Raw genomic sequence first — 20222 nt, 5'->3', positions numbered from 1 at the left:
ACCCGTATCAAGTCCGGCATTCTAAGCGCTCTGCTTATACTGGGTTGTGTTAATGCAGGAAGTGCCTATGCTCAGCTGCCGGAATCTTCAGTGAGTCCAGCCTCTATCGAACTGCATGCCGAACTCAGCCGCGCATCCGCTGCAGATGTACGAAATGGCCCTCATGATGCGAAGGAAGTCGAGGCGTTTCTGGATGGTTTTTTTGCCAGATCGGATGTTAAGGCGAAAGCCGGAGCTGCTGCGGTCTCAGTCGTTCAGGACGGGGAGACCCTTATCTCTAAGGGGTATGGGGTAACCGGCAAATCAGCGAAGTCAGGGGTAGATGCAAGCAGGGATACGTTCCGGATCGGCTCCGTGTCCAAGGTGTTCACTGCAGCTGCCATTATGCAGCTGGTCGATCAAGGGAAGATCTCACTTCAGGACAATATTGAAAAATACCTGGACGGCTATACGCTAACGAATCCTTATGATACTCCGGTGACGGTGGAACATCTGTTGACGCATACGACAGGTTTTGAAGTACGCGAACCTGCCGACGCCAGCTATCTGTACGACACTTCCCGTAAGCCGGTTTCTTTAAAGGAAAGTATCTATGATGTCTTTCCTCCTGTGGTCCGCGAGCCGGGAGCCTCTTACATGTACGATAATTTCGCTTCCAGACTACAGGGATATATCGTGCAGCAGGTAAGCGGAGAATCCTTCGGGAGCTATGTGGAGAACCATCTGTTTAAGCCGCTTGGCATGAATTCAAGCAGCTTCAGTGTAACTCCTGAATTGGCAGACCGGCTCGTACCTTCCTATGACGGGGAGGGAGGCGCTATACCGCTATACGGCTTCTCTCCGGCGGAGTGGCCTGAAGGCAGCATGTTATCAACCGCATCTGATATGGCGCTATTCATGGAAGCTTTTCTGAATGGCGGCAAGGCTGCTGACGGTACGGTAATCCTGTCCGGGGAATAGGTTAAGGCGATGTCTTCCTACCGGATGGTTATCCATCCCGATCTGCCGGATACGACCTATGGCTTTGAATCGCCTGTAATCCCGGCCCAGACGAAAGGGGAGAAGGTGATCTCCAAAGGCGGAGACATTCTAGGTTACAGCTCTCTTCTGTGGATTCTGCCTGACCGGCGTACTGGAGTGTTCGTATCATACAATACCAATCAGGATTAGCGGATAATGAAGGTCATATCCTCTATATGAAATACTCCAATCTATATAGCTATGCGTCCGAACTCCCGGAGAATCCAGCCGGATTTCCGGATGTGCCGGCCAATCATCCGTATGCCGGCTATATTCTGAGCCTGCGGTCACTGGGCTTCTTGACAGAGGAGCTTTCGGAGCCGTTTGAGCCTGAGCAAAAAGTTACCCGTGGAGCGTTCATCCATACGTTTAATACGATATGGAGCATCCCGGAGTCATCGAATCCGTCCTTATTCAAGGACACCGGTAATTCACTGTACGGGCAGGATATTCAAGCTGCTGTCGAGGCTGGCATGCTGAATGGAACCGGGAACGGGTTGTTCTAGCCGGACCGTCCGATTCTGCGCGAAGAAGCGGCAGCAATCGTCTACCGCCTGCTTACAGCAACAGGGATCAGGGTACTGGGTTCTACAGCCGTGCTTGCACCGGGTACGTCGGAGTGGGCTGCCGATGCTGTCCGTTCAATTGTTAGCTGGAAGCTGCATGGACCGGAGGTTACAGAGCCTTACGGCATGTCCGACTACGGTTCACAACGGGCGCTCTACAAACAGGAGATGGCGGCTCTTCTGTTCCGCATGCTGCTGCCGCAATAAGAACATACAGGGAGAAGGGGCGATTCATCCGCTCCTTTTTTTGTGCTGCAGGTAATTTTCACATGGCCTGTTAACTTTGTAATGGTATTTCTTATAATTCCATGCGACAATGCCATTCTGGAGGGATGAAGCATGAATGATGAATACACGGTTCAGTTAGCGGAATTATCAGATCTCGATTCCTGGATGCACATGATTGATATCGTCCGCGATAACTTTCCGGGGATAGATACGGATGAATTACTGGCAGGCTACAGGCAGACGGTAATTAAGAATATGAACAGGCGTACTGCGGTGTGTGCCAAGCTTGCCCATGAGGTAGTTGGACTTCTGTTATTTTCATATAATGCCAAGTGCCTCTCCTGTATGGCTGTCCATCCTGAACACCGGAGACAAGGTATTGCTGAAGCTATGATTCAGCGGATGCTGCCGTTATTTCCGGAGGATGCGGATATCTCTGTAATAACCTTTAGGGAGAATGACAGCAAGGGGATTGCCCCGCGTTCATTGTATAGAAAAATCGGCTTTACCGAAGCGGAGCTGGTGGAAGAATTCAATTACCCTCATCAGAAATTTGTCCTGCGGAATAGGGGAGTGCAGAGTTGAATTTAGCCTGGAGGACGTTTGATAAATAAAAACCTGAGAATGAAAGGACAATGAATCACATTATGAATTCGAAGCCGTTAACCAAAAGTATCACCTTCATGCAAGCCCTGGCCCTTGTGGTAGGGATGATTATCGGATCGGGGATCTTTCTGAAGCCCGGGATTGTGCTGAATAACGCGGGAACTCCATGGATGAGTATCCTGGCCTGGGGTGTCGGGGGGATTATTACACTGGCTTCGGCGCTGAGCGTGGCGGAAATTGCTGCCGCGATTCCGAAGTCAGGAGGTTTGTATACATATTTAAGTGAATTGTATGGCGGGGTATTCGGCTACCTGCTCGGCTGGGTGCAGGCTGTGATCTCCTATCCGGCTTCTGTTGCCGCGCTGGCGATTGCTTTTGCCACATACTCCGGCTACTTCCTGCCGCTGAATCACTGGCAGCAGAAGCTGCTGGCCGTGGGTATTCTGGCTTTCATTCTGCTGATGAATGTCATCGCCACAAGGTTCGGCGGAATCATCCAGACTGTGGCAACTGTGGGCAAGCTGATTCCGGTAGCGGGCATCGTGGGCGTAGGCTTATTCTCGGATCTGGCTCCCGGCTTTGGAGGAATCAGTGCATCAGCGGCAGGCGCGGGCTTCGGGGCGGCGGTTCTGGGCACACTCTGGGCGTATGACGGCTGGATCAGCGTGACCAATATGGCGGGTGAAATTAACAATCCGGCCAAAACACTGCCAAAAGTCATTTCGATCGGCGTTATATTTGTAATTGCTGTATATGTATTGTTCAACATCGCTGTGTTCAAAGCGCTGCCTTACGATCAGATTATTTCCTCCCAGACTCCGGGTGCAGATGCGGCAGAAGCACTGTTCGGCAGCGGCGGCGGAGCTTTTATTACAGCAGGCATCATTGTCTCCGTATTAGGAGCACTGAACGGGTATCTGATGACCGCTGCGCGGGTGCCGCAGGCGATGGGGGAGAAGCGGCAGATTCCATTTTCCCGGGTGCTCAGCAGTATTCATCCGAAGTTCCAGACTCCGGCGAATGCGCTTATTTTTCAGAGTGTGCTGGCGGTGATCTACATCTTCTCCGGTACCTTCAATACACTGACAGACCTGTTGGTGTTTGTCCTGTGGATTTTCTTTACGATGGGTGTGTTCGGCGTGTTCATCCTGCGCAAGAAAATGCCGCATGAACAAGGCCGCTACCGCGTGCCGCTCTATCCGTTCACCCCGATACTTGGCGTGGCAGGCGGAATCTATATTCTGGCCAGCACAATCATCAGTGATCCGCTGCGTTCGCTGGTGGGGATCGGCATTACGCTGGCCGGACTCCCGGTCTATTATGTGATGATCCGGAAAAACCGTGTATAGAGTAAGTTCACAGATTGGCCTCAGGGTAAGCTGGATATGAAATAAACTGCGCAGTACAAGGTGCTTCAGGGCTTTGTACTGCAGCAGTTAACAGCTGAGCAAGAGGAAATATAATTATTTGTTGACAGGGGCAGTTATATTAAGTATACTATGAAAGTATCTTTTGAGCGGGCGTTCACAGCTTAGAGATTATCGTCTTGTAGATCAGAATACATAGACAACATACGGACTCTTAGCTCAGTTGGTAGAGCAGTAGACTCTTAATCTATTTGTCCAGGGTTCGAGCCCCTGAGAGTCCATCACACAAGAAACGGCAGAGATGCCGTTTTTTTTTTGTCGTTTAAGGCGTGAATAATAAAGTTGGAATATCGCTGAAGAGGCAGCTAAGGCATCCGGGAGTAGCATTGGTGAGGGTTAGGCTATATGAGCGCCGGGAATAGTTGGATTTTCTCCACTTGCTGATGAATGGAGGGGCCCTGAGCGGACAGCAGTTGGATAAACAGCACTTAATTTGCGGTAAATGCCATAAAGTAGAGTGGATGTGAGAAATTAAGTGACGTTTCTCCAACTAAAATCCTGAAATTAGTCAAAAGAGCGAAATTAAGATACGTTTTTCCATTTAATACTCTATATACTGGTTAAACTACGGCGGCAATCTCTAAGCACGACTCATTTATTAGCATTAGCCTATACTCAATTCACCGTAGTTTGCTGATTCGCTTGAAATTAAACTTGATCATGCTTGTCAGAACAGGAGCTAGCAATGCTCCGCAATCTGTACTTCGAAGCCGTCCGGGTCCAGAATGTAAAAGAACCGCAGATGCGGATTCGGCGAGACGGGTCCGCGTGCTACCGGAATTCCCTCGTTGCTAAGCTCCTTCATAGCCTCGTCCAGTGAACCTGCCTCGAAACCTACTGAAACACCGCACTCCGGCTTTAGCGCCTGATCACTTCCCTGAATAAGCTCGATCTTCGGTTGTCCTTCTGCACCCAGCATGACAATTTGCCTGCCTCTGCTCTCAAATCTGCGCTCAATGGGAAGGCCCAGAATCCTGTGATAGAAATCAAGGGAAGCCTCCAGATCGCGCACTCTGAGTGTAATCCAGTTCATACTCAGGTTCATGCGTTTCAGATCCTTTGCTGTGAATTTTGGTAGTGTCTATTATACGCTATGTGTACGGCTTTTTTAACATACACAGTCTGCCGGTAACGTTATAATCTATCTGGAATGATTCTGTTATATTGCCGGAGGCCGGAAGATGAGGAAGTATGTGCTGCTATTGATATTCCTAGTACTTATGGGACTGCTGGCCTTCATAGGAACGATATGGCGCGAGGGTCCGCAACAAGATGTGCCTGAATTAACAGCGGCCCAGAAGCGGGAGGATTTTGAATATCTGGCCAAGCTCGTGAAGGGGGTTTACCCGCTGGATAAGGCGCTTGAGCAGGATAAAGGTCTTGAGAATATGGACGTAATCAGTCAGGCATTCATAACCCGGGCCGGGGAATCTGCCGACAATGCTGAATTTCTCCGGCTGTTCTATGAATACATGACATTCCTGGGGCAAGCCGGCCATGCACAGGTGGTCTTTGATGAACCGTACAATCCTATGCTTGCTTTCTTCTATAACATTGATAAACAAGCCTACCGCTCCAGAGACTACTGGCTTAACATGGCGTCCGGTGTGGAGATGTATGTGCACAGCAAAGCAGACATCCACTATGAGCAGGGTAAATATGTGCTGGCGCAGGATTATCAGGCGAGAGAGACTCTTTTTCCACAAGGTTCAATAATTGAGCGAATTAACGGGCTGGCCGTTGAGGATTATGTTAAGTCTTTGCAGACACGGCTTCATCTAGTTTGGGATGCTGCGCTTCATCGGGTATACCTGCAGACGCTACTTAGTGCTGATCCGGGGAACGGTGCTTGGATGATTGAAGCGGTCCGCCCGGATGGCACGATGGCCAAGGGGGATTTCTTGGTGTACAAGGGATATGCGGCGCCATACCGGAATGAACAGCCTGACAGCAATGTTATCCCCGTTGAGCTGGATGACCAGACCGGATATATAAGGATTTTTAGCTTTGCAGATATGTATAAGGAGCAGGACCGACTGGTTATTCAGGATTTCATGAAGAAGTCGGGATGGAAATACAGTAAGCTGATTATTGATCTAAGGAGGAACGGCGGCGGTGATGATGATTATTGGGCGGATAATCTGCTGAAGCCTTTGTTAAAAGTGCCCGTGGATTACGAGCAATCCGCAAGCGTGAAGAAATCATTCGGTGAACGTTTTGGGCTGCGGTTTCGCCTGTACAAACAATTCGTCAGCTCTACTCTGACCAATAAGGACAGATATGACGTAACAGAGGTTAAGAAAGAGCAGCTCCCGGGAGTAGACTCTGCGGACTGGGACACTTATACGGTGACCAAGCACTGGCAGCCGGAAGATTCTTTTCCCTTTGACGGAAAGGTATATGTGCTTGCAGACGGTGACAGCTTCTCGGCAGCAGACAACTTCACAGCCGCTGTCAGCAAACTGGGCCTGGGAACGGTGGCCGGAACGAATACGGCGGGTGGAGCCTGTGTCTATATGGAGCCTTACAGGTACGCTCTGCCGAACAGCGGGATTATATTTAAACTCGAAACGGACCTGAACAGCAACGCCGAAGGCCGGATTAATGAAATCTACGGGACTGCGCCGGATGTGCTGATGGACGAATCCCGCTATCCAACGGCCTATCCGGAGAGTTATGAACCTGAGGTTTTGAAGAATGAGGAGTGGATCCGCAAGGTTATGCTGAGTCTATAATGGATTGTGAGTTCTAAGTACATATTAGGAGGATTTGGTAATGAATATAACACCAGTAATAAACGGCGGAAAAACGATAGCCGTAGTGAGCGGCAGCGAGACCTTAGTCAGTGATGTTCAGGATGCGCTGGATCTAATGGCAACGGTACGGTATGAAGTCGATTGTGACCGGATTGTCCTTCATAAAGCTCTGCTCAGCGAAAGCTTTTTTGATTTGAAGACCCGGCTGACCGGCGAGATTTTGCAGAAGTTCATCAATTATCAGCTGAAGGTGGCGGTAGTAGGAGATTTCAGTGGATACACGAGCCGGAGTCTGCGTGACTTCATTTATGAATGCAATAACGGGAAGGATGTTTTTTTCCTGGCGGATGAGCAGCAGGCGGTTGAGCAGTTAAGTAAGGTGTAGGTTCACATAATAAGGAATAATACAAACTCCGATCCGGCTGGATCGGTTTTTTTGTATTTTCCAGTGAGGCAGGAGAACAATATGCGCTAAAAAGACATTACGCCTATACCGTCACTATTAAATTTGAATACTACTATATTGAAAAATAGTTTTATATCAATCTGAGTGAAAGGGGAGTGGTGACGATGAGCTTATTATCTACGGGACCGATTGAGAACAATGTCTCAGCCTCAACCGGAGTAAGACCTACGCAGCAGGTGACAGTCAAAGTCGATAACAGAAGCAGTGTCTCCAGTTCGACGGTTGTGGTCGAAGGCTATTTTTTGGATGGGACAAGAACGTTGTATGTGAGTGAGATTCTGAACCTGGTCCCGAATCAAGTGATAACCAGAACTTATTACGCGAATTTGGATGCCTTTGAATTTCTTTTCACCACATCTGCTTCCGTGAACGATGAGATCCAGATCTCTATATGGGGAAAAGATGCTACGGGTAATTTGGTGACGGCGCACAGGCTGGTTTCCGCTGAATTATTAGGAGCAGTGACGGGGGTGACGGGAGCCACGGGAGCCACGGGAGCCACGGGGGCCACGGGGGCCACGGGAGTGACTGGAGTGACTGGAGTGGCGGGAGTGACTGGGGTGACGGGAGTAGCTGGAGTGACGGGAGCCACGGGAGCCACGGGAGCCACGGGAGCCACGGGAGCCACGGGAGCTACGGGAGTAGCTGGAGTGACTGGGGCGACGGGAGCCACGGGAGTAGCGGGTGCGACAGGAGCCACGGGAGTAGCGGGAGCGACTGGAGGTACGGGAGTGACTGGAGCTACGGGAGTGACAGGAGTGACTGGAGTGACTGGGGCGACTGGAGCCACGGGTGCAACGGGAGTGGCTGGTGCAACGGGTGCGACTGGAGCTATGGGAGTGACTGGAGCCACGGGAGTAGCGGGAGCGACTGGAGTTACGGGAGTTACAGGAGAGACAGGAGTGACTGGAGCTACGGGAGTGACTGGGGCGACTGGAGATACAGGAGTGACAGGAGTGACGGGAGCCACGGGAGCCACGGGAGTGGCTGGTGCAACGGGTGCGACTGGAGCTACGGGAGTGACTGGGGCGACTGGAGTGGCGGGTGCGACAGGAGCAACGGGGAGTGCCGGTTCAACCGGAGCTACAGGATCGGCGGAGCCCGCCTCGGTTAATCTGATGTACGTGACCAACAACGGCGGCGACAATATTTCTGTGATAGACGGGAATACGAATACTGTTGTAGCTACGATTGCAGTAGGTGCAGGGCCGTTTGGTGTAGAGGTGAACTCTGTAACCAACCGGATTTATGTAGCCAATGAGGATAGCGGGAATGTCTCGGTGATAGATGGAAGCACCAATACGGTTATAGCTACTGTTACTGTGGGGACTACACCAAACGGGGTGAGGGTAAATTCCAATACCAACCGGATTTATGTTACGAATTCAGGGAGTGATAATGTCTCAGTGATTGACGGGGGCAGCAATGAAGTGATTGCCAGTGTGGCCGTAGGAGCCGGGCCATTCGGTGCATGGGTGAACCCGATCACCAACCGGATCTATGTAGCAAATACAGGCAGCAATAATGTCTCTGTCATCAGCGGAATATCCAATGCCGTTATTGCTACGGTTGCTGTTGGGGCTGTTCCTGTAGGAGTAACGGTGAATACCCGTACCAACCGGATTTATGTGACAAATTCAAACAGCAGCAATGTTTCGGTGATCAGCGGTTTGTCAAATACCATTATCGCTACGGTTCCGGCAGGTATAGTACCAAGCGGCATCGGATTGAATCCTAACACTAATCTGATTTACTCCGCCAATCAGGGCAGTAACAATGTGTCCGTCATTAACGGAAGTACCAATACCGTTGCCGCCACCATTACAGTGGGGATCAGTCCGCTCGGTGTAGCGGTAAATCCTCTGACCAATGGTGCATATGTGGCGAATGCCGGGAGCAATACGATCTCCGTTATCGACGGGAACAGAAATACTGTCACTTCCAGCATAACAGTAGGTACCACCCCTTTAGGAGTAGGGATCAATCCTTAACAAGAGGTGAGCGCGATGATTACGATTAGTCTGTGCATGATAGTGAGGAACGAGCAAGCTACACTGGAACGATGTATACAGTCTGTACAGGAGGCGGTGGATGAAATCATCATTGTAGATACCGGATCAACGGACAGCACCAAAGAAATAGCCGGGCGATGGACGCCTCATGTCCGGGATTATAACTGGAAGCATCATTTCGCCGATGCCCGGAACTATTCATTTGCGCAAGCGGCAATGGATTATATCTTGTGGCTTGATGCAGATGATGTGTTGCTGCCTGCGGAGCTGCAGAAGCTGTTGGAGCTCAAACATTCTCTGTCTCCTGACATTGATCGGGTGTCTATGCCCTATCATTGCGACTTTGATGAATACGGGAACGCCACATTAAAGGTCCGGCGCGTAAGGCTGGTCAGACGCTCCCGGAATTACGAGTGGACCGGGGCGGTGCATGAGGATTTGTCGATAGAAGAAGGCGGCTGTCTGGACAGTGATATTGTAATCACTCATCGGAAGAATCATAGCCGTTCAGATACTAAGCGGAACCTGAGAATTTATGAACTGCTATTGTCCTCCGGGGTGGAATTTACAGCACGGGATACGTTGCATTATGCCATGGAGCTGCATCAGCATCGCTTCTATGAACAGGCAGTTCTCTATTACCAGCAATTCATAGACTCTAATCAACGTACAATAGAAGATATAATTCATGTCTGTTCGAAATTGGCAGATTGTTATTACCACATGGGCAACCGGGATAAGGAGCAGGAGTGGATATTCAAATCGTTCACCTATGATATTCCCCGTCCGGAATTCTGCTGCCGGCTGGCTTATTTCTTTCTGGAAAAGGAGCAATTTCAACAGGCGGTGTACTGGTATAAGCTGGCTATCGAATTGCCGCCGCCTGTTAATCCTTGGGCTATCTCAAATGATGTGGCCAGAACCTGGCTGCCCCACATGCAGCTGGGGTTGTGCTACTACCATCTTAATGAGTATGAGCTATCCTATCATCATAACAAGATAGCCTCCGGATACCTCCCGGATGATCAGAGGATTCTCAACAATCTTATTCTGTTGGAGAATGAGATTCTAAAGGTTAAGGAGCAGCCCGATTTGCGTTTGACAACCTTTCCATGTTGAAGCACAATAAAAAGGTGATGATGTAAATTTAAGTGGTGCAGGGAGAATAATACATGAATAATAAATCAGGTCGTCAGTCCTTCCGGGAAAGATTGGATTATATGGTAAGCAAGCTCCGCACAGATATTCTTAGCGGTATTCTGCAGCCGGGAGCGTATCTTCCTGCCGAGAGCCTGCTGGCCAAACAGTTTGAGCTCAGTAACAAATCCGTCCGCAGAGGACTGGATGTCCTTGTACAAGAAGGTCTGATTCTGAAGATTGACCGTGTAGGCAGCGTGGTAATGGAGTCGGTCAGGGAGCGGATCCGCATCCATTTCGGCTGCAGCTCTTCCCTGACCAAGGACTTCAAGCTGGACGATCTCATAGCAGAATTCCACCGACTGCATCCCGGTATTCATGTTCTGCCGCTCGCCTTGAATGACTTCGATCATGTGAATTCGGCCTTGGAGCTGATGAATAACGGAATGCTCGATGTGTTGTCCCTCAACAGCACCCAGTTTCAGGAGATGGCCGAGAACGGGTCCGCAGAGCTGCTGGAGGCGCTGGAGCCCGATCCGGGGCTGTATCCGATTACCAGCGAAGCCTTTTTGCATGAGGGACAGCTGTTTGCGTATCCGATTTCCTTCTCTCCGGTGGTGCTCTGCTATAACAAAGCCCATTTCCGTGAGGCGGACCTGCCTGAACCGGACAGTTACTGGACCTGGGATGATCTGATGGAGTCGGCACGGCAGCTGTCGGAGAAACGGGGGCGGCATGCCGTGTATTTTGTACCCGCCTCCGAGAACCGCTATTCGGTGTTTCTGCTGCAGAGCGGAATCCGGATCACGGAGGACGGAGGACACCATCCCACACTGAGTCCCGAGACCGCCAATAGTCTGGATATATACAGCAGGCTGGTGAACAATCATCAGATCTTCCCCAAATATCTGGCCGGCAATCACGAGGATGAGACGATATCGCTGTTTGTGCAGGAGCAGGTATCGATGATCCTGGCGACCTACTACAATCTGAACGAGTTCAAGGATCTTCCCCTGGATTATGACTTGGCCCCGCTTCCAACGCTCAAAGCTAGGGACCCGCAAAAAACACTGCTCGTCACCATCGGTGCGGCTGTTGTGGGGAACTCCAGGCAGAAAGAGGCTGCACGGCAATTCGTCAGCTTCCTGGCTTCGGCAGAGGCGCAGCGGATGATCCGCGAACGTTCGGTCAGTATTCCGGCACGCAAACGGATTGCTGAAATGACCGTGGATGATCATTTGAACCGTCCTTCGAGATATCTGATGTACAGAGAGTTGTTTCCAACATTTTCATACCTCAGAGATCTGGGGCTTCCTATTGCTGTACTGCAAAGCTTCCGCAAGCTTTTGAATGCGTATTGGTCCAGAATGATTGATGAAACCTCTATGTATGAGGAAATGGGCCGGCTGATTGCAGAAGAAAACAGGGCGAAAGCGGATAGGTCAGCGGATACGTCCACCTGAGTGCGGCTGCAGCGGTTCTGGGTCGGAGATTAAGCGTGATGATAGCGGGATTCTGCTATTATTACGCTTTTTTGCTGTGTTTACTACTAGAACTGGTGTAAAAAGAAAACATGAAATGAAAACAATGAAATATTTCATATCAATTCATGTTAGCTTTTTCACAATATTAAGATGGAAAATTCGATTGATGAAATATTAATGTGATGTATAATTACATAAATGCTGATAAATAGTCAAAATTTAATTGACTTCAATGGAAGGTGAAAATATAATATATACATCAGATGTATATCAGTAATGCGAAAGTATAGATCTGAATAGCTTGGATGTAAATCAAAAAGAAGTCAAGATTGAGAAAAACGTCACAATTATTGAGAAATTCACAGGCTGAAGGAGAAAAACAAGTGGAAAGGCGCTGATAGCTATTCCGTAAAAACGAAATGTTGATGTACTGTTGATTCCCTTATCGTGTGTTAGTAAATATCTCATAGGAACTATCTTACTTTTACTTATTAATAGGGGGCTGAATTATGAATGTTGCTAAAAGGAAGCTAGCTCTGCTGTTGCCGGTCCTGACACTGCTCGTTACACTGGTGTCCGCCTGTGGAGGGTCAAACAATAATGGAGGCAACGCCGCTGAACCATCGGCCTCTTCGGGTACTCAGAGTGAAACGGCTGCTCCTGTTGAAGGAAGCCGGTCCGTTGGCGGCCTTCAGGTACCGATTGTGGCGGACAAGCTGGAGCTGTCCCTTTGGTCCCCGAGCGGGGGCAATTTCCGCGGAACCGATTTTAATGAGAAGTACTCCTTTCAGCAAATGGAAGAGAACACCAACATTCATATCAACTTTCAGCACAGTACAGAAGCCAGCGCAGAAGCATTCAGTCTGCTGATGTCCTCCGGCAAGCTTCCGGATATTATATATAACGATCTGTGGGGGACGGACTCCGGCAAATACGGCACTCAGGGAGCGCTCCTTCCACTGGAGGATCTGATTGACCAATATGCACCAAACTTCAAAAAGCTCCTCGATGACCACCCGGATATCCGGGGACAAATCACTTCGCCTGAAGGGCATATCTATTATCTGCCGAACCTCGTACTCGATTCCCAGGATTTGACCCAAATGTTCCCTCAGGTCCGCAGTGACTGGGTGGAGAAGCTGGGACTCCAGATGCCGCAAACTACAGAAGACTGGTATAACATGCTTAAAGCCTTTAGGGAGCAGGATCCCAATGGTAATGGCAAAAAAGATGAAATTCCACTCGTCACCGTCAATCTGGAGAACATTATGATGCTGTTCGCACCGGCCTTTGGTGTCGAATACGGGTTCTTCGTGGATAACGGTGAAGTGAAATTCGGGCCTAATGATCCGCGGTTCAAGGATGTTGTTGCCTATCTGAACCGTCTATATGAAGAACAGCTGCTGGACCCGAACTATCTGGTGGACACAACGTTCCAGACGCTGACCGAGAAGGTGACCACGGATGTGGCCGGTGCCTGGTTCGGCTGGTCGGGGTCCTACATGGGGAACTTCACAACGCTGATGGAAGGCAAGCATGACACCTTCAAAATTGCAGCAGCCATTCCTCCAAAGGGGCCTAACGGTGATCAGCGCCATGTCTCCTTCCGCTGGCAGGCTGCAGCCCATGGACTTGCCGTATCCTCAAAGTCTGCACATCCCGAAGAAGTGATGAAGTGGCTGGACTACCAGTATTCTGAAGAAGGCATTCTGCTGAACAATTTCGGGGTGGAAGGCAAGTCTTATGATCTGGTGAACGGCGAGCCGGTATATAAGGAAGAGGTTACTCATCCTACCAACGGGCTGACGAATACGCAGGAGCTGCTGAATCATACCATCGGCGGCGGAAGCTGGGCTACAGTGGCTGACACCCGTTATGCCGAACAGATCCGTGAAGCGAACGGACAAACGGAGAATCCGCTGGAGATTTACAAGGATTATATTGACTTTGACGCGAAGCTGCCGCCAGTACAATTCACGGCTGAAGAAAATGAAATTGTGGTTCCGCTTATGGCTGACATTCAGACCTATGTGGCTGAAACGATCAATGCCCAGATTATGGGACGCCAGAGCTTTGAGGATTATGACAAAGTCATGAAGCAGCTGGAGCAAATGGGGATTGGTGAGGTGTTGAAGCAGTACCAGGCTGCATATGAGCGTTTTAAAGGAAAATAAGCGGAGCAGGGCTGTCTTAGCCGGGCGGGCTGCGGATATTCCGGCAGCCTCCTGGCACTAAGATAACCGGTACCCTCGCCTCTGTCCGGGAAAGGAGCCCCCTATGGCAGTACCCGTAAATGCAATCAAGGCTAAAAGCAGGAAACAGCAGACGAAACGGAGTTCCTTTTCGCTGAAGCGTATGATGGCTAACCGTTATCTCTATCTCATGCTGCTGCCTACTGTGCTGTATTTCCTCATTTTTGAATACAAACCGATGTACGGGGCGATAATCGCCTTCAAAGATTTCAATCCTTTCGCAGGTGTAGCCGGCAGCCCCTGGGTGGGCTTCAAAAATTTCGAAAAGTTTTTTGAGAGCTATTATTTCTTCCGTTTGCTCAAGAACACCTTCCTAATGAGCTTTTATTCGCTGCTGTTCATTTTTCCGGCTTCGCTGGTCTTTGCGCTTTTGCTTAATGAGCTGCGGATCAAAAAGCTGAAGTCTTTCCTGCAGACGGTGTCATATCTTCCGCATTTTGTTTCACTAATTGTCATCTGTGGAATGATTATTGACTTCACGAAGCCTGGAGGCATTATTAACAGCCTGCTACTCGGCATCGGAATCATCTCTGAGCCGATTCAGTTTCTAATCCTGCCGGAGTGGTTCCGCACCATTTATGTCGGTTCAGGCATGTGGCAGAGCCTGGGCTGGAACTCTATCATCTATCTGGCAGCCTTGTCCGGCATTAACCCGAGCCTCTATGAGGCTGCCGTGGTCGATGGGGCCGGGCGCTGGAAGCAGCTTACCCACATTACACTGCCGGGAATTCTGCCCACAGTGCTGATCCTGTTGATTCTGAATGTCGGGACTCTGCTGAATGTGGGCTGGGACAAAATTATATTGCTGTATAATCCGGGAACCTACGTCACGGCAGACGTCATCTCCACCTTTGTCTACAGACGCGGTGTCATGGAAGCCGATTACAGCTTCTCAGCGGCGGTGGGACTGTTCAACTCCGTGATCAACTTTACGCTGCTGGTGCTGGCGAACCGGATCAGCCGGAAGACCACCGAGAGCAGCTTATGGTGAGAAGGGCTATGCTTCCGAAGCAAGTTTAATTGCGCTGTTCACACAGGAAGTATAGCTCCATTAAACTCTGGCGTATGCTTCCGAAGCTAGTTTTGTACGAAGCTGATCAGTGAAGTCATCCTAACAAAACTCAAGTGTATGCTTCCGAAGCTAGTTTAATTGCGCTGTTCACACAGGAAGTATAGCTCCATTAAACTCTTAGGAGGGAAGACAGTGGTAATCAAACGCAGCATTCCGGAACTGATATTTGACAGCTGCAATGTTCTGTTCCTAATCTTCTGTTCCTTCCTGTTCCTGTATCCCATGTGGTATGTACTGGTATCCTCGTTCAGTGATGCGCATGCCATCGCCGCGGGCGAGATCAGCTTCTGGCCGAAGGGCTTTAATGTGGATGCGTACAAGCTGGTTTTTGAAGACCAGCGGATCTGGACCGCTTACGGGAATACGTTCATTTATGTCATCGCGGGCACTTTTATCAACCTGGTTCTAACTACACTTGGCGCTTATCCGCTGTCCAGAAAGAATCTGGAGGGGCGCAGCCTGATTATGGCGTTCATCGTGTTCACGATGTTCTTCAGCGGGGGGCTGATCCCGGCCTATCTGAATGTGCGTGAGCTGGGACTGTACGATACAAGATGGGCGTTGCTGCTGCCGGGCGCGGTTAGTGCTTTTAACCTGATCGTAATGCGGACCTTCTTCCAGTCCATACCTGAGAGCCTCGTGGAATCGGCCAAAATCGACGGTGCCCATGACTTCCGCATTCTGCTGCGGATTGTACTGCCGTTATCGATGCCTGTACTGGCGGTAATGACGCTGTTCTATGCGGTGGGACACTGGAACAGCTGGTTCTCGGCGATGATTTATCTGCAGGACCGTGATCTGTTTCCGCTGCAGCTGATTTTGCGGGAAATTCTGATTCAGTCCTCCGCGCAGAATATGCTGGCCGGTGTTACGCAGGATGAGGTGTTCCGCATCAGTGAATCTATCAAGTTCGCGACGATTATTATCGCAACGGTGCCTATTTTGATGATCTATCCGTTTTTGCAGAAGTATTTCGTCAAGGGCGTTATGATCGGAGCGCTGAAAGAGTAAGCGGACAAGAGAGAGAAACAGAGCAGAAACAGGGCAAAAACAGAGCATAAATAGAGAAAACAACATTCGCACCGTAATCTGCGCGAAGCAGTCGGGAGGAGAGAGGCTATATGAAGGCGGTACTATCCCAGAATGGTGAAATTAACGTGGCTGAGATTCCCGCTCCGGTGCTGGAGGACGGATTCGTGCTCGTTGAGACAGAATATTCGGCCATCAGTCCCGGAACAGAAATGATGATGAATGGTGCTCACCGCCCGAAACCCATAGTTCTCGGATATAGTGCAGTAGGGATCATCCGGTCCCGGGGACAGGGAATGGAGCATTGGCCAATTGGTCAGCGGGTGGCCTGTTACGGGGGACCTTATGCGAAACACGCGGAATGGCTGCTGATGCCACAGCATCTCATGGTGCCGGTTCCGGAGCATGTCAATCCGGTGGAAGCGTCAACGGTGGGTCTTGGAGCCATCGCAGTGCATGCCGTAAGGCAGGCTGACCTGCAGTTCGGCGAGACGCTGGTGCTGATTGGAGCAGGAATTCTCGGCCAGCTGATTGCGCAAATTGCCAGGGCTGCCGGCTGCCGGGTCATCGTCTATGATCTGCTTGAAGCGCGCTGCAGTATCGCCGAGAGCCTTGGCATCCGCCACATTGCAGTGAGTCCGGAGCAGGTCAGCTCGCATCTGGAACAATTGACGGCGGGAATGGGAGCGGATGCCGTAATGATCTGTGCCGGGGGCAAATCCGGCGGGCTTGTCGATCAGGCGCTGGAATGGGTGAGGAACCAGGGGAAGGTGCTGCTGGTCGGAGATGTGAAGGCGGACTTCTCGCGGGAGCTGATGTTCGGGAAGGAAGCGCAGGTACTGATCTCCAGAGCAGGCGGTCCGGGCCGTTACGATCCTGTCTATGAAAAGCAAGGGATTGATTATCCTTACGGCTACGTCCGCTGGACCGAAGGACGCAACATGGCGGAATACATCCGGCTGATCGCTGAAGGCGATATTCAGGTAGGGCCGCTGATCAGCAAGGTGTTCCCCCTGGAGCGTTCAGCCGATGCGTTCTTACAGTATGCACAATCTCCGGCAGAGCTGCTGGGGGCGGTGCTTGCTTATCCTGTAACCGGTGTTCAGGAGGCCGAGCCTGCTGCAGCCCAAGCCCGGGAGGGGCAATAATCATGGAGGCGCTGCGGATCGGCGAGCCGCTGAACGGGCTTGCGGTATGGGCATCGGCCTATGGCAAGCGGCAGGGGCAGGACCGGATCTATGCCGTATCCTCCGGCAGTCCCTGCATGCTGTTTGTACTTGATCCTGCTGGTACCCAGCCGGTGCAGAAATTCGCGCTGGAAGGCTCGGATCATTGCTGGGGAGTGGTTGCGGCGGCCAGCGGAATCTACATCGGCGGCAGCGGGATTCTCTACAGATTTACGCATGAACAGGGCATCAAGAACCTGGGGGAGATGATTCCAGGCGAGTTCTACACCTGGCGGCTTGCCGCCGACAACGCGGGCAACATCTATGGAGGCTGCTATCCCGGCGGCAAAGTCTTTCAATATAACCCGTCCACGGGACAGTTCAGAGATTACGGTGTCATGGTTGACGGCGAGCAATACGCCCGGTGCATGCAAGCCTTGGAGGGCAAGCTGTACGTGGGGGCCGGAACCCGGTGTCCGCATATTGTGGAACTGGACACAGAGACAGGTGAACGGACTGAGATCAGTCTGCCGGAAGAGAGCCGCACAGAGCAGCTGGTGTATGATCTGAATATTGTCCACGGGAAGCTGATAATTCGGATAACACCGAGTTCTAGATTATATATCTATGATCTGAAGCTGCGCCGGTGGGAGAATTCTATCGATCATGTAAGTGGACTCAGTGTGTCGCCGCCTGACCGTCACGGGAACATCTATTTCATCAAGGATGATGTTCTGCAGCGTTATGCATTGGCAACGGGCGTGCTTACCCCTACTTCATTTGCCATGCCGGAACCGGCAGGAGACTACGGCTGGCTGGAGGGCCATCCGCTGAATCCGCAGGGCAGCTGCCTGGCAGGTGTGCACAGGGACGGGACCTGCTGGATCTATGATCCGGAGAACGACCGGCACACGGTCATGGATTTCATACTCCAGGGGCAGCCGGTTCACCTGCAGTCCCTGGCCTGGGGGCCGGAAGGGAAGCTGTATACCGGCGGTTATTTCGCCGGCGGACTGGCCAGTTACGATCCGGCCACCTCGGAAATCGTTTCCCGCCGGGGGATCGGGCAGATTGAGGGCATGATGGAGGCCGGCGGCATTATGTATCTGGGAGTGTACCCCAAAGCGAATATCTTCGCCTATGACCCGTCACGGGAATGGAATCCCGGCCTTAATCCCAGGCTGGCTTTCTCCCTGCAAGGCGAAGAACAGGACCGTGCTTTTGCCTGGACCCGGGCGGGAGAAGAACTGGCTATCGGAACCGTTCCGTCCTACGGCCGGCATGGAGGTGCACTTACCCTGTTGCATCCAGAAACCGGGGCGCGTGAAGTATTCAGGGGGCTGCTGCCGCAGCAGAGCATCGTGTCACTGACTGCAAGTGAAGACCTTTTGTTCGCCGGAGGCTCTGTCTGGGGAGGACTCGGAATCGCCCCGGAGCGGATGGAAGCGTCCCTGATGATCTGGGATGTGAACAGCCGCCGCAAGGTGTGGGAGGGCGTTCCGGTACCGGGTGAAAAGGCCATCCCGGCGCTGGCGCTGGATGATGAGGGCAAGGTATGGGGACTCACTGCAGGGTTGCTTTTCCTGTTTAATCCGCTAACGCTGGAGACTGAAAGGACGATTCCGGTATGTCCGGCGGATTGGGAAGGAATGACCCACTTCTGGCGGGGAGGCAACGAGCTGCTGTACAGGGAAGGCATATTGTACGGGACCGCAATGAACACACTGTTCCAATATGATGTGCGCCAGGGCAGGCTTGAGGTGCTGGACGACGATGCCCGGCTGCTTGCGGTGGACGTCGAAGGCGGACTGTTTTTTGCCAGAGCAACCGCGCTGTACCGGATGCAGGCCTTGGCGGCAAGTCAGGAGAAATCATGAAAATCCTATATTTCTACAAATTTTGCCTGCTGGGCGGAGTCACCACGCAGCTGGCGAACAGGCTTAAGTTTCTGCGGGGCCGTGCGGAGGTGCATTTTGCTTTTCTTGAGGACTACGGCGGGGCCGGCGCTTTTGAAGGCTATGCGCATGTCCGTATCCTCGGAACACCTGATGAAATCAGAAGCTACATTAAGGTGCATGACTTTGACGTAATCATCACCATTGATACCTATGAGCTCTATGAAGCGCTGGGCCCGGCGGAAGAACGGAAGCTGATCATTCACGAGGTGCACACCACCTATGAAGAGCCCTTGCGGAAGCTGGCTGAATCCAGGGATACCCTGCCCTTTCACTATGTCATCACACCCTCTGCCTATATGAAGGAAATGCTGGAGGGAATCGGGATTACAGATGCTTGTCATATCAATAACTGCCTGGATACGGAACTATTCAAATACGAACCCCTCTCCGGCGAGCGGCCGCCTACCATTCTGTGGGTAGGCAAGCTGGACCGGCATAAAAACTGGGAGTCCTTCATGAACATAGCAGGTAGGCTGAATGCGCAATTCCCGGACCTGCAGTTCCTGCTTGTCGGCGGTTACACCGCTCCCGAAGAAATTACCGGCAAACTCCGGGCGAGAGTGCAGGAGCTGGGAATCCGGAATTTTGAGTGGCTGCCCAAAGTGGATTATGAAGAGATGCACCATTATTATTCAGCGGTTGCCGGGAGTGGCGGGGTGTATGTCAGTACTACCAGCAATGAATCCTTCGGGATGACCGTCCTGGAGGCGATGGCCTGCCGGTGTCCGGTTGTCGTGCCGGAGGTCGGAGCGTTGCCTGAGCTGCTGGACGATGAGCTGAGTGTATCGCTGTATGCATCCGGAAATGAAGAGGAATGTGTCCGGCGTGTGGCCCTGCTGCTCGAACAGAACGCCCTGCGGGAACGCTTGATGATCTTGGGCGAGCAGAAGGCAAGAACGGTGTACAGCATTGAAGAGGTTGGAAAAGCATACATGGCATTGCTGGAGCGTTTCGTAAGAGAACGTGCATACCACAGTTAATCTACGTTGTCCGCAGGCACAAAAGGGCGTTCATTAACTGCTATATAGATTGAACTTAAAAAT

The 20222-nt window shown here is 51.3% G+C and carries 18 protein-coding genes and 1 tRNA gene; 18 read left to right on the top strand and 1 reads right to left on the bottom strand.

All coding sequences use genetic code 11. The features are described 5' to 3' along the window. Window positions 1-90: 90 nt before the first annotated feature. The 7 genes from MHI42_RS09445 to MHI42_RS09415 all read left to right on the top strand — a co-directional run bounded on the left by MHI42_RS09445 (window position 91) and on the right by MHI42_RS09415 (window position 4068). Window positions 91-960, top strand: coding sequence for a serine hydrolase (locus tag MHI42_RS09445; protein ID WP_342423612.1), 870 nt, complete (start codon window positions 91-93; stop codon window positions 958-960). 9 nt (window positions 961-969) lie between these two features. Beyond that, window positions 970-1170, top strand: a complete 201-nt coding sequence (locus MHI42_RS09440) for a hypothetical protein (RefSeq protein ID WP_342423611.1) — start codon at window positions 970-972, stop codon at window positions 1168-1170. Window positions 1171-1196: 26 nt separating this feature from the next. Further along, window positions 1197-1526, top strand: a complete 330-nt coding sequence (locus MHI42_RS09435; protein ID WP_342423610.1) for an S-layer homology domain-containing protein — start codon at window positions 1197-1199, stop codon at window positions 1524-1526. Between the two features lie 90 nt (window positions 1527-1616). After that, window positions 1617-1793 carry a hypothetical protein gene (locus MHI42_RS09430; protein ID WP_342423609.1) on the top strand — a complete coding sequence of 59 codons (177 nt, stop codon included), beginning with the start codon at window positions 1617-1619 and terminating at the stop codon, window positions 1791-1793. Window positions 1794-1925: 132 nt separating this feature from the next. Continuing rightward, complete coding sequence (locus MHI42_RS09425; RefSeq protein ID WP_342423608.1) at window positions 1926-2399, top strand: GNAT family N-acetyltransferase; 474 nt, start codon at window positions 1926-1928, stop codon at window positions 2397-2399. 62 nt (window positions 2400-2461) lie between these two features. Continuing rightward, complete coding sequence (locus MHI42_RS09420) at window positions 2462-3769, top strand: amino acid permease (RefSeq protein ID WP_342423607.1); 1308 nt, start codon at window positions 2462-2464, stop codon at window positions 3767-3769. Window positions 3770-3995: 226 nt separating this feature from the next. Next, window positions 3996-4068, top strand: a tRNA-Lys gene (locus MHI42_RS09415). 458 nt (window positions 4069-4526) lie between these two features. On the opposite strand, the gene MHI42_RS09410 is transcribed toward MHI42_RS09415, so the two are convergent. After that, window positions 4527-4892, bottom strand: a complete 366-nt coding sequence (locus MHI42_RS09410) for a VOC family protein (protein ID WP_342423606.1) — start codon at window positions 4890-4892, stop codon at window positions 4527-4529. A gap of 136 nt (window positions 4893-5028) precedes the next feature. Here MHI42_RS09410 and MHI42_RS09405 point away from each other — a divergent pair, with 136 nt between their 5' ends. From MHI42_RS09405 to MHI42_RS09355, 11 genes are all read left to right on the top strand, one after another. After that, window positions 5029-6582, top strand: coding sequence for a S41 family peptidase (locus tag MHI42_RS09405; protein WP_342423605.1), 1554 nt, complete (start codon window positions 5029-5031; stop codon window positions 6580-6582). 40 nt (window positions 6583-6622) lie between these two features. Further along, window positions 6623-6988, top strand: a complete 366-nt coding sequence (locus MHI42_RS09400; RefSeq protein WP_342423604.1) for a DUF4180 domain-containing protein — start codon at window positions 6623-6625, stop codon at window positions 6986-6988. 185 nt (window positions 6989-7173) lie between these two features. Then, window positions 7174-9060, top strand: coding sequence for a YncE family protein (locus tag MHI42_RS09395; protein WP_342423603.1), 1887 nt, complete (start codon window positions 7174-7176; stop codon window positions 9058-9060). A 15-nt stretch (window positions 9061-9075) separates the two neighbouring features. Continuing rightward, window positions 9076-10200 carry a glycosyltransferase family 2 protein gene (locus MHI42_RS09390; RefSeq protein WP_342423602.1) on the top strand — a complete coding sequence of 375 codons (1125 nt, stop codon included), beginning with the start codon at window positions 9076-9078 and terminating at the stop codon, window positions 10198-10200. Between the two features lie 53 nt (window positions 10201-10253). Beyond that, window positions 10254-11681: an extracellular solute-binding protein gene (locus MHI42_RS09385; RefSeq protein WP_171718607.1), complete on the top strand. Its 1428-nt coding sequence runs from the start codon at window positions 10254-10256 to the stop codon at window positions 11679-11681. A 530-nt stretch (window positions 11682-12211) separates the two neighbouring features. After that, window positions 12212-13876, top strand: a complete 1665-nt coding sequence (locus MHI42_RS09380; RefSeq protein WP_342423601.1) for an extracellular solute-binding protein — start codon at window positions 12212-12214, stop codon at window positions 13874-13876. 181 nt (window positions 13877-14057) lie between these two features. After that, a complete protein-coding gene (locus MHI42_RS09375; RefSeq protein ID WP_047013956.1) occupies window positions 14058-14945 on the top strand; it encodes an ABC transporter permease subunit in 888 nt (295 codons plus the stop codon). 213 nt (window positions 14946-15158) lie between these two features. After that, window positions 15159-16037, top strand: a complete 879-nt coding sequence (locus tag MHI42_RS09370; protein WP_042135479.1) for a carbohydrate ABC transporter permease — start codon at window positions 15159-15161, stop codon at window positions 16035-16037. Window positions 16038-16147: 110 nt separating this feature from the next. Then, entirely contained in the window at window positions 16148-17203 is a 1056-nt protein-coding gene (locus MHI42_RS09365) for a zinc-binding alcohol dehydrogenase (RefSeq protein ID WP_342423600.1), read from the top strand. A 2-nt stretch (window positions 17204-17205) separates the two neighbouring features. Next, window positions 17206-19098: a WD40 repeat domain-containing protein gene (locus MHI42_RS09360; RefSeq protein ID WP_342423599.1), complete on the top strand. Its 1893-nt coding sequence runs from the start codon at window positions 17206-17208 to the stop codon at window positions 19096-19098. Further along, the gene (locus tag MHI42_RS09355; protein ID WP_342423598.1) at window positions 19095-20159 is read left to right on the top strand and encodes a glycosyltransferase family 4 protein; all 1065 of its coding nucleotides are present in this window, start codon (window positions 19095-19097) and stop codon (window positions 20157-20159) included. Before MHI42_RS09360 ends, MHI42_RS09355 begins: the two co-directional genes overlap by 4 nt. Window positions 20160-20222: the final 63 nt, after the last annotated feature.

Source organism: Paenibacillus sp. FSL E2-0178 (genome assembly GCF_038593005.1).
Classification (GTDB): domain Bacteria; phylum Bacillota; class Bacilli; order Paenibacillales; family Paenibacillaceae; genus Paenibacillus_AQ; species Paenibacillus_AQ phytohabitans.
Note: the sequence above shows the minus strand (reverse complement) of the source record. Positions and strands in the feature narration are given on the sequence as shown.

Excerpts from the sequence above, each read along its gene's own strand:
- MHI42_RS09385 (WP_171718607.1), top strand. The coding sequence starts at position 10,254 with ATGAATAATAAATCAGGTCGTCAGTCCTTCCGGGAAAGATTGGATTAT.
- MHI42_RS09380 (WP_342423601.1), top strand. The coding sequence starts at position 12,212 with ATGAATGTTGCTAAAAGGAAGCTAGCTCTGCTGTTGCCGGTCCTGACA.
- MHI42_RS09365 (WP_342423600.1), top strand. The coding sequence starts at position 16,148 with ATGAAGGCGGTACTATCCCAGAATGGTGAAATTAACGTGGCTGAGATT.
- MHI42_RS09355 (WP_342423598.1), top strand. The coding sequence starts at position 19,095 with ATGAAAATCCTATATTTCTACAAATTTTGCCTGCTGGGCGGAGTCACC.
- MHI42_RS09405 (WP_342423605.1), top strand. The coding sequence starts at position 5,029 with ATGAGGAAGTATGTGCTGCTATTGATATTCCTAGTACTTATGGGACTG.
- MHI42_RS09425 (WP_342423608.1), top strand. The coding sequence starts at position 1,926 with ATGAATGATGAATACACGGTTCAGTTAGCGGAATTATCAGATCTCGAT.
- MHI42_RS09360 (WP_342423599.1), top strand. The coding sequence starts at position 17,206 with ATGGAGGCGCTGCGGATCGGCGAGCCGCTGAACGGGCTTGCGGTATGG.
- MHI42_RS09440 (WP_342423611.1), top strand. The coding sequence starts at position 970 with ATGTCTTCCTACCGGATGGTTATCCATCCCGATCTGCCGGATACGACC.
- MHI42_RS09400 (WP_342423604.1), top strand. The coding sequence starts at position 6,623 with ATGAATATAACACCAGTAATAAACGGCGGAAAAACGATAGCCGTAGTG.
- MHI42_RS09390 (WP_342423602.1), top strand. The coding sequence starts at position 9,076 with ATGATTACGATTAGTCTGTGCATGATAGTGAGGAACGAGCAAGCTACA.
- MHI42_RS09435 (WP_342423610.1), top strand. The coding sequence starts at position 1,197 with ATGAAATACTCCAATCTATATAGCTATGCGTCCGAACTCCCGGAGAAT.
- MHI42_RS09375 (WP_047013956.1), top strand. The coding sequence starts at position 14,058 with ATGATGGCTAACCGTTATCTCTATCTCATGCTGCTGCCTACTGTGCTG.
- MHI42_RS09395 (WP_342423603.1), top strand. The coding sequence starts at position 7,174 with ATGAGCTTATTATCTACGGGACCGATTGAGAACAATGTCTCAGCCTCA.
- MHI42_RS09420 (WP_342423607.1), top strand. The coding sequence starts at position 2,462 with ATGAATTCGAAGCCGTTAACCAAAAGTATCACCTTCATGCAAGCCCTG.
- MHI42_RS09410 (WP_342423606.1), bottom strand. The coding sequence starts at position 4,892 with ATGAACCTGAGTATGAACTGGATTACACTCAGAGTGCGCGATCTGGAG.